Source organism: Sphingomonas sp. dw_22, assembly GCF_018449795.1.
Taxonomy (GTDB): Bacteria; Pseudomonadota; Alphaproteobacteria; order Sphingomonadales; family Sphingomonadaceae; genus Sphingomonas.
In genome coordinates, this window is record NZ_JAAVVE010000078.1 from 1 (window position 1) to 9,498 (window position 9,498).

At 67.1% G+C, this 9,498-nt stretch carries 8 protein-coding genes and 1 pseudogene; 4 read left to right on the forward strand and 5 right to left on the reverse strand.

Going from position 1 to position 9,498, the window contains the following annotated elements; all coding sequences use genetic code 11:
- Positions 1-815: pseudogene (locus HB724_RS19740) on the reverse strand (DNA mismatch repair protein MutS); the annotation flags it as partial.
- 240 nt (positions 816-1,055) lie between these two features.
- Here HB724_RS19740 and HB724_RS19745 point away from each other — a divergent pair.
- The gene (locus HB724_RS19745) at positions 1,056-3,311 is read left to right on the forward strand and encodes an NADP-dependent malic enzyme (protein WP_213982663.1); all 2,256 of its coding nucleotides are present in this window, start codon (positions 1,056-1,058) and stop codon (positions 3,309-3,311) included.
- Positions 3,312-3,321: 10 nt separating this feature from the next.
- Here the strand turns inward: HB724_RS19745 and HB724_RS19750 are convergent, their stop codons facing one another.
- Together HB724_RS19750 and HB724_RS19755 are read right to left on the reverse strand one after the other, a co-directional pair.
- Positions 3,322-4,110: an SDR family oxidoreductase gene (locus HB724_RS19750; protein ID WP_213982664.1), complete on the reverse strand. Its 789-nt coding sequence runs from the start codon at positions 4,108-4,110 to the stop codon at positions 3,322-3,324.
- Positions 4,111-4,216: 106 nt separating this feature from the next.
- Complete coding sequence (locus tag HB724_RS19755) at positions 4,217-5,362, reverse strand: acyl-CoA dehydrogenase family protein (RefSeq protein ID WP_213982665.1); 1,146 nt, start codon at positions 5,360-5,362, stop codon at positions 4,217-4,219.
- A gap of 164 nt (positions 5,363-5,526) precedes the next feature.
- On the opposite strand from HB724_RS19755, the gene HB724_RS19760 reads away from it, so the two are divergent.
- From HB724_RS19760 to HB724_RS19770, 3 genes are read left to right on the forward strand one after another with little or no spacing between them, the layout of a single operon-like run.
- Positions 5,527-6,945 carry an MFS transporter gene (locus HB724_RS19760; RefSeq protein WP_256731636.1) on the forward strand — a complete coding sequence of 473 codons (1,419 nt, stop codon included), beginning with the start codon at positions 5,527-5,529 and terminating at the stop codon, positions 6,943-6,945.
- Between the two features lie 19 nt (positions 6,946-6,964).
- Positions 6,965-7,192 (forward strand): AbrB/MazE/SpoVT family DNA-binding domain-containing protein, encoded by a 228-nt coding sequence (locus tag HB724_RS19765; protein WP_213982666.1) that lies wholly within the window; start codon positions 6,965-6,967, stop codon positions 7,190-7,192.
- 2 nt (positions 7,193-7,194) lie between these two features.
- Positions 7,195-7,587, forward strand: a complete 393-nt coding sequence (locus tag HB724_RS19770; RefSeq protein WP_213982667.1) for a type II toxin-antitoxin system death-on-curing family toxin — start codon at positions 7,195-7,197, stop codon at positions 7,585-7,587.
- Between the two features lie 72 nt (positions 7,588-7,659).
- Here HB724_RS19770 and HB724_RS19775 read toward each other — a convergent pair whose 3' ends face one another.
- Positions 7,660-7,815 (reverse strand): hypothetical protein, encoded by a 156-nt coding sequence (locus tag HB724_RS19775; protein WP_213982668.1) that lies wholly within the window; start codon positions 7,813-7,815, stop codon positions 7,660-7,662.
- A gap of 14 nt (positions 7,816-7,829) precedes the next feature.
- Positions 7,830-9,113, reverse strand: coding sequence for an isocitrate lyase (gene aceA / locus HB724_RS19780; RefSeq protein ID WP_213982669.1), 1,284 nt, complete (start codon positions 9,111-9,113; stop codon positions 7,830-7,832).
- Positions 9,114-9,498 lie beyond the last annotated feature (385 nt).

The following is a 9,498-nucleotide window of genomic DNA, read 5'->3' on the forward strand; positions in this document are numbered from 1 at the left end:
CCGGCGGCGCTGACGGTGAGTTCCAGGCTCTCGCGGGTGGCGGCGTCGATCGCCATCGCGGCGTCGGCGCGGCTCAGGCGCGGCGGGCGCAGGAAGGGGAGCGATCCCTTGGCGGTATGCTCCAGATAGGCGAGGAGCCCGCCCGCCGCGGCGAGCGCGGCGCGGGAGAACTGGCCGAACCCGTCGAGCGTCGCGACGCCGAACAGGCGCTTGAGCCGCGCCTCGCCATTGGCGCTTTCGAAATCGACGCGGGGGCGCTGCACGGTTGCGAGTTCGGCAAAGGCGGAGGCATCGCTGGCGACGGTCTCGGCGGGGGCGAGCCGGGCGATCTCGGCGGTGACGCGTTCGGCATCGGTCTCGATCAGCTCGAACCGGCCGGTTGAGACGTCGGCGCAGGCGATCGCGACCTGGCCGCCGGCCTCGCCGAGCGCGACGCACCAGTTCGCGGCGCGGCTGTCGAGCAGCGATTCCTCGGTCAGCGTGCCGGCGGTGACGACTCGGATGATCGCACGGGCGACCAGCGCCTTGGAGCCGGCGCGCTTCTTCGCTTCCTCGGGCGTCTCGGTCTGGTTGGCGATGGCGACGCGGTGGCCGGCCTTGATGAGGCGGGCGAGATAGCCGTCCATCGCATGCGCCGGCACGCCGCACATCGGGATGCGCTCGCCTTCATGCTCGCCGCGCGCGGTGAGCGCGATATCGAGCACGGCGCTCGCCACCTTGGCATCGTCGAAGAACAGCTCGAAGAAGTCGCCCATCCGGTAGAAGAGCAGGCAATCCTCGGCTTCGGCCTTGAGCGCGAGATATTGCGCCATCATCGGAGTGGGGGCGGCGGAAGACATGCGGGCCTTTCGGTAGCCGAACCGGCGGAGGCGTCAAACACCCGGCGGACTTTATCCTGGGGACAAGTGGAAATGTGTGGAATTTCGCACATGCTTGCGCCGTCAGGGCCGGATCGGCCCGGTTTGTATGGCTGCAACGATGCAGAAACGCCGATTACGCTCATTGCGGCTGCGGAACACGGACCTTAAAGGGATCGCATTCCCCGGGAGAGATCGATGTCCGAAGATAGCAACGTCCAGTTTTCCGATCGCGAGGCGCTGCGATACCATTCGGAAGGTCGTCCGGGTAAGATCGAGATCGTCGCGTCGAAGCCGATGGCGACCCAGCGCGACCTGGCTCTGGCCTATTCGCCGGGCGTCGCGGTGCCCGTGCTGGCGATCGCGGAGAATCCGGCGCTCGCCTATGACTATACCGCCAAGGGCAATCTGGTCGCGGTGATCTCGAACGGCACGGCGATCCTGGGGCTTGGCAATCTCGGCGCGCTCGCCTCCAAGCCGGTGATGGAAGGCAAGTCGGTGCTGTTCAAGCGCTTCGCCGATGTCGACGCGATCGACCTGGAGCTCAACACCGAGGATGTCGACCGGCTGATCGACGCGATCGAGCTGCTGGAGCCGAGCTTCGGCGGCATCAACCTGGAGGACATCAAGTCCCCCGAATGCTTCGTGATCGAGCAGACGCTCCGGGAACGCATGAACATCCCGGTGTTCCATGACGACCAGCACGGCACCGCGATCATCGCCGCTGCTGGGCTCATCAATGCGCTGTACCTCACCGGGCGCGACATCAAGACGACCAAGGTGGTGGTGAACGGCGCCGGCGCCGCCGCGATCGCCTGCACCGATCTCATCAAGGCGATGGGCCTGCCGCAGAACAACCTGCTGATGTGCGACCGCAAGGGCGTGATCTACCAGGGCCGCGAGGACGTGAACCAGTGGCAGTCGGCCCATGCGGTGGCGACCGATCGCCGTAGCCTGGCCGATGCGCTGGAGGGTGCGGACGTATTCCTGGGGCTCTCCGCCGCCAATGCGCTGCCGCCTGAGCTGCTCGCCAAGATGGCGCCCAAGCCGATCATCTTCGCGATGGCGAACCCCGATCCCGAGATCACCCCGCCCGACGCCAAGCGCGCGCGGCCGGACGTCATCATCGCCACCGGCCGTTCGGACTATCCGAACCAGGTCAACAACGTGCTCGGTTTCCCGTTCATCTTCCGCGGCGCGCTCGACGTGCGGGCGACGACGATCAACGACGCGATGAAGATCGCCGCGGCCGATGCGCTCGCCCAGCTCGCGCGCCAGCAGGTGCCGGAGGAAGTGGCCGCGGCGTACGGCGTGCAGCACAGCTTCGGCCCCGACTATATCATTCCGGCGCCGTTCGATCCGCGGCTGATGGAGATCGTTCCCGTCGCCGTGGCGCAGGCCGCGATGGATTCGGGCGTGGCGACCAAGCCGATCACCGACATGGCGGCCTATCGCCAGTCGCTGAAGGCGCGGCTCAACCCGACGACCTCGGTGCTCAGCCTTGCCTATGAGGGCGCGCGGGCGAACCCGAAGCGGGTGATCTTCGCCGAGGGCGAGGAGGAAGTCGTGCTGCGCGCGGCGATCGCGTTCAAGGACGGCGGCTATGGCATCCCGGTGCTGGTCGGCCGCGAATCGGTCCATGACCGGCTGCGCGCGCTCGGCGCCAATCCGGACGAGTTCGAGCTGCACAACAGCGTCAATTCGCCGCTGGTGCCGCAGATGGTGGAGTTCCTGTATCAGCGGCTCCAGCGCCGCGGCTATCTGCGCCGCGACATCGAGCGGATGGTCAATCGCGATCGCAACATCTTCGGCGCGCTGCTGCTCCAGCTGGGCGAAGCCGATGCGATGATTACCGGCGTTACCCGCACCTATGCCGAGACGATGCGCCAGGTGCTGCGCGTGATCGACTATGCGCCGGGCCGCACCGCGTTCGGCATCCATGTGCTGGTCGGCCAGTCGCACACCGTGTTCATCGCCGATACGACGGTGAACGAGCGCCCGACCGCCGAGGAACTCGCCGCGATCGCCGAGGGCACCGCCCAGGTTGCGCGGCGCATGGGCCATGAGCCGCGCGTCGCCTTTCTCAGCTATTCGAACTTCGGCAATCCCGAGGGGCGCTGGCTCGAGAATGTCCGCGGCGCGATCAAGATGCTCGACGAGCGCGCGCCGCAGTTCGAATATGAAGGCGAGATGTCGCCCGATGTCGCGCTCAATCCGCGCCAGATGGCCAATTATCCCTTCGCGCGGCTTTCGGGGCCGGCGAACGTGCTCATCATGCCGGGCCTGCAATCGGCGAACATCTCCGCCAAGCTGCTGCGCGAGCTGGGCGGCGATTCGACGATCGGCCCGATGCTGATCGGCATGGAGAAGCCCGTGCAGATCGCCCCGATGTCGGCGACGGCGAGCGAGCTGGTGACGCTGGCGGTGCTGGCGGCGGGGGGCATCGCGCGCTGAGCCTGAGGCGTCAGCCGTCGATGCTCACCCCAAGCGACGCATTGACCAGCCCGCCATCGACCGTGATCGTGTCGCCGACCACATAGTCGCCCGCGCGGGAGGCGAGGTAGATGGCGGCACCGGCCATGTCCTCGTCCACGCCGATGCGCTTCGCCGGGATCGCCCTGGCGACTTCGCCGCCATGGTCGCGCGCGGCCTTGTTCATCTCGCTGGCGAAGGCGCCGGGGGCGATCGAGGTGACGTTGATATGGTCGCGGATCAGCCGGGCGGCCATGCGCTTGGTCAGGTAGATCAGCGCCGATTTGGAGGCGTGATAGCTGTAGGTCTCCCACGGATTGAGCCGCTGGCCGTCGATCGAGGTGATGTTGATGACCTTGGCCGGCCGCTCCGCCGAGGCGCCGGCGTTGAGCAGGTCGTGGAGCGCTTGGGTGAGGAAGAAGGGTGACTTGACGTTGAGGTCCATCACCTTGTCCCAGCCCTGTTCGGGGAAGGTTTCGAAGGGTTCACCCCAGGCGGCGCCGGCATTGTTGACCAGGATGTCGAGCCGGGGCTCCAGCGCGGCGAGCTTCTCCGCGAGCGCCTTGCAGCCGGCGACGGTGGAGACGTCCTCGGGCAGGGCGATGCAGTTCGGGCCGAGCGTGGCGGCGGTTTCCCTACAGGCTTCGGCCTTGCGGGAGGAGATATAGACCCTCGCGCCCTGGGAGACGAAGCCTGCCGCGATCATCCGGCCGATGCCGCGCGATCCGCCGGTGACGAGCGCGACCCGGCCGTCGAGCCGGAACAGGTTGGTGGTGTCCATTCTTCTCCCTCTCCTCATCGTGGGAAGGGCCGGGGAGAGGGGCATATCGCCGCCGTCTCGCACCTGCCCCTCTCCCAACCCTCTCCCCGATGGGGAGAGGGCTTTTTTATCCGCCTCTTCTCAGCGTCTCGCGGGCGATGATGAGCTGCTGGATTTGGCTGGTGCCTTCGTAGATCCGGAACAGCCGCACGTCGCGGTAGAGCCGTTCGATGCCGTAATCGGCGATATAGCCCGCGCCGCCGAAGATCTGCACCGCGCGATCGGCGACGCGGCCGACCATCTCGCTGGCGAAATACTTCGCGGCTGCCGCCTCCATCGTGGTGTTGGCGCCGGCGTCTTTCGCGGCGGCGGTCTCCAGCACCAGCGCGCGGGCGGCGAGCGCCTCGGTCTTGGAATCGGCGAGCAGCGCCTGGATGAGCTGGTGCTCGGCGATCGGCTTGCCGAACTGCTTGCGCTCGCTCGCATAGGCGACGCAATCGGCGATCAGCCGCTCCGCCACGCCGACGCAGACTGCCGAGATGTGCAGCCGCCCGCGATCGAGCACCTGCATCGCGATGCGGAAGCCCTCGCCTTCCGCGCCCAGGCGATTGGCGGCGGGGACGGGGACGTCGTCGAAGATCACGTCGGCGACCCTGGCGCCCTTCTGCCCCATCTTCTTTTCCGGCTCGCCGATCGAGACGCCGGGCAGGTCGCGGGGGACGAGGAAGGCGGAGACGCCGTGGCCGCCCGGCGCGTCGCCGGTGCGCGCCATCACGGTGAAGAGCTGCGCCTTGTCGGCATTGGTGATGAAGCGCTTGGTGCCGGTGAGGCGATAGACGTCGCCGTCGCGCACCGCCCGGGTCTTCACCGCGCCGGAATCGGAACCGACATCGGGCTCGGTGAGGGCGAAGCTGGTGACGATCTCGCCCGAGGCGATGCGCGGCAGCCATTCGGCCTTTTGCTCGGGCGTTCCGGCCATCACCAGCCCCTGGCTGCCGATCCCCACATTGGTGCCGAAGGCCGAGCGGAAGGCGGGGGTGGTGCGGCCCATCTCGATCGCGACGCGGCATTCCTCGGCCATGGTGAGGCCCAGGCCGCCATAGTCTTCGGCGATCGACAGGCCGAACAGCCCGAGCGCCTGCATCTCCTCGATCACGGCGGCGGGAATCGCGTCGGCTTCCTCCACTTCCGCCTCCAGCGGGCGGAGCCGTTCGGCGACGAAACGGCGGATCGTATCGAGGAGAGCGTCGAAGATTTCCGGGTCGAGCGCCATCGGTGCCGTTCTCTTTGTTCTAAGAGGGCGGGATATACCTGACCGGCGGCCGGGCACAAGCCATACCCGATATTCCAATCGCTTTCGATTGACCCGAGACCGCCTCCACCTATGGTGCGCCCGGAAAGAAGAGGGATCGCATGCAACCGGAGGCAGTACAGACCATGAGCGGCGCGATTCCCCCGGTTCGCCGCGTGGCCGCCCCGATCATGCTCGCTTATGGTTTCGGCGCCGCCGCCTATGGCGTGAAGGATCTGTGCTTCTCCACCTTCCTGCTGCTCTTCTACAACCAGGTGATCGGGCTGCCCTCCGCCGAGGTCGGCTTCGCGATCATGTGCGCGCTGCTGTTCGACGCGGTGATCGATCCGGCGATCGGTTTCCTGTCCGATCGGACGCGGAGCCGATGGGGGCGGCGCCATCCCTGGATGTACGCCTCCGCGGTGCCGATCGCGGCGGGCTGGCTGCTGCTGTGGAACCCGCCGGCGCTGTCGCATTACGGCATGCTGGTCTGGGTGTTCGCGACCGCCGTGGTCGTGCGCACCGCGGTCTCGGCCTATGAGGTGCCGTCGCAGGCGCTGAGCCCCGAGCTTTCGGCCGATTATGACGAGCGCACCCGGATCATGGCCTATCGCTACCTGTTCGGCTGGGGCGGCGGCATGGCGATGATGATGGCGGCCTATGGCTGGTTCCTGCCCGGGGGCGTGCTCCATCGGAGCGGCTATCCGGGCTTCGCGATCGGCGGCGCGGTGGCGATGCTGGTCGCGATCCTGGTCTCCGCGCTCGGCACGCATGGCGAGATCAAGCGGCTGCCCCGTGCCGAGATCGCCCGCCAGCCGTTTCGCGCGAGCCTGGCCGAGATGGGCGAGACGGTGCGCAACCGGGCCTTCCTGATCCTGATGGGGGCGGGGATCTGCTATTATTCGGCGCAGGGGATCAACTTCGCGCTCTCCAACTATCTCTATGCCTATGTCTGGCAGTTCGCGCCCTGGGCCTATCAGCTGCTGGCGCTGACGCTGCTGGTGGGGGTGATCGGCGCCTTCCTGATCGCGCCGCGCGTCGCGAAGCGGACGGGCAAGCCGATCGCGGCGATGGGCTTCATGATCGCCGCCGCGCTGCTGCTGAGCACGCCCTATGTGCTGCGGCTGGCCGGGCTGTTTCCCGCGGTTGGCAGTCCATGGCTGGTGCCGGTGCTGTTCGCGATCTTCACCGTCAACGCGACGTGCAGCGTCTCCTCCACGATCCTGGGCGCATCGATGATGGCCGATGTCGTCGAGCATTCGGAGATCGAGACCGGGCGGCGATCGGAGGGGGTGTTCTTCGCCGGCGCCTTCTTCGTCCAGAAATGCACGAGCGGGCTCGGCATCTTCGCGGCGGGATCGATCCTGGCGCTCGCCGGCTTCCCCGCCGCCGCCCAGCCGGGCAAGGTGCCGATCGCGGCGATCGACCGGCTGACCTTGCTGTTCATCTGCCTCTATCTCGGGCTGGGCTTCGCCGCCGCCTTCTTCTACCGGCGCTTCCCGTTCGGGCGGGCCGAGCATCTGGCGCGGGTGGCGCGGCTTGCGGAGGTTGGCGAGGGGCGGTGAATCTGTTATAACATCCGTTATGACGAAGCCGCTCAAGATCATCAAAATCGGAAACTCCGCCGGCGTGGTGCTGCCGAAGGAGATACTCGCGCGACTGCGCGTCGAGCTGGGGGATGAGCTGAGCGTCAGCGAAACGCCCGGCGGATTCGCGCTGACGCGGCATGACGCGGATTTCGAGGAGCAGATGAAGGCCGCGCGCGAAGTGATGGCGCGCCGCCGCAACGCGCTGCGCGAACTCGCCAAATAGCCATGGCCGACCAGGACTGGATCTGGGTCGACCTCGCGGTCGCCATTGCCGCGCATAACGAGCAGCTTGCCGAGCATGGCGGGGCCGAGGGCGTGCGGGATGCGAACATGCTCGAAAGCGCGATGGCGCGGCCGCTGAACCTCGTCGCTTATGGCGATCCCGACGCGGCGGAGCTGGCGGCCAGCTATGCCTTCGGGATCGCGCGCAATCATCCGTTCGTCGATGGCAACAAGCGGACGGCGGCGGTGGTCAGCGAAACCTTCCTGGCGCTGAACGGCTATCGGCTGACGTGCAGCGACGTGGAACTGGTGGTGGCATTTCTTTCGCTCGCTGCCGGCGAACTCAGCGTCGAAGCGCTCGCCCAGTGGTTCCGTTCGCATATCGAGCCGTTCTGAACGCGGAAATGCCCGCCGGGAGATGATCCCGGCGGGCATCCTTTCCTCCCCAGGAAAGGCGTGAGGCACCTGTCAGCCGACGCGGCCGAGGCGGTGGTAGAGGTTCGAATATTTCACCGATTCCGGCGTGTCCTTGATCTTCTGCAGATGCGTGCCGACCGCCTCGCGGATCAGGCGGAAATCCTCGGTCGAGAAGACGGCGCGGCTGCGCTGGGGTTCGCTGGTCATCACGGTTGCTCCTTTCAGGCAGCTTGCTTGTTGAACTGGGCGGCTTCGGTGGATTCGGCGAGCGCGGTGGTGGAGCTCGATCCGCCCGCCACGGTCTGGGCCACCTGGTCGAAATAGCCGGTGCCGACCTCGCGCTGGTGGCGCGTCGCGGTATAGCCATTGGCCTCGGCGGCGAATTCGGCCTGTTGCAGCTCGGAATAGGCGGCCATGCCGCGATCGCGATAGCCGCGCGCCAGCTCGAACATGCCGTAGTTGAGCTGGTGGAAGCCCGCCAGCGTCACGAACTGGAACTTGTAGCCCATCGCGCCGATCTCGCGCTGGAATCTGGCGATGTCGTCCTTGTCCAGATTCTTCTCCCAGTTGAAGCTGGGCGAGCAGTTATAGGCCAGCATCTTGTCCGGATATGCGTGCTTGATCGCCTCGGCGAAGCGGCGGGCATCGGCCAGGTTGGGCTTGGACGTTTCCCACCAGAGCAGGTCGGCATGCTCGGCAAAGGCCAGGCCGCGCTTGATGCAGTGATCGACGCCGGTGCCTTCCTTGAGGCGGAAAAAGCCCTCGGCGGTGCGCTCGCCGGTGAGGAATTCATGGTCGCGCTCGTCGACGTCCGAGGTGATGAGCCTGGCGCTCTCGGCATCGGTGCGGGCGCAGATCACGGTGGGGACGCCGCAGACGTCTGCCGCCAGCCGGGCGCTGTCGAGGTTGCGGATATGCGCCTGAGTCGGGATCAGCACCTTGCCGCCGAGATGGCCGCACTTCTTCTCCGACGCCAACTGGTCCTCGTAATGCACCCCGGCGGCGCCGGCGGCGATATAGGCCTTCATGATCTCGAAGCAGTTGAGCGGCCCGCCGAAGCCGGCCTCGGCATCGGCGATGATCGGGGCGAACCAGTCGCGGGTGGCGCCGCCCTCCAGATGCTCGATCTGGTCGGCGCGTTGGAGCGTGGCGTTGATCCGCCGCGCCAACTCGGGGCCGGCATTGGCGGGGTAGAGCGACTGATCCGGGTACATCTGGCCGGCGGTGTTGGCATCGGCCGCGACCTGCCAGCCGGAGAGATAGATCGCCTTCAGCCCGGCGCGGACCATCTGCATCGCCTGGTTGCCCGACAGCGCGCCGAGGGCGTGGACATAATCCTCGGTCTTGAGCAGATCCCAGAGCTTGAGCGCGCCGCGGCGGGCGAGGCTGTGCTCGATCGGGAAGGAGCCGCGCAGCCTGGCCACATCCTCGGCGGCATAGGGCCGGGTGATGCCGTCGAAACGGCCGGCGGGGGCGGGGACCAGATCCTCGAAGCGCTGGGGCATTGTAGGTTCCTTGACAATTGATTGCCTTGTTGTGCGTACTGATTGACCGATTTGACTCTCCGGGACAGGTGGATTGGAGTGATTCCGGGGTATTGGTGTCTATGTTGGCGGTTGACGGGTTGTTGTAATGTAAATTATTTACATACAGGGATGGGGCTCGCCCGGACGGAACATATGTGGAACAATCCTACATTGCCAGGACGGCATAATTCCTCCCCGAGCTTGTCTCGGGGAGGGGGACCGCCGCCGAAGGCGACGGTGGAGGGGCGGCGGTGGAACACCGCCGTCTGCGCCGGCGGCCCCCCCCCCCCCCCCCGCCGCCGCCCCCCCCCCCCGCCCCCCGACCCCCCCCCGCCCACCCCTCCCCCCCCCGCGCCCGTCCCCC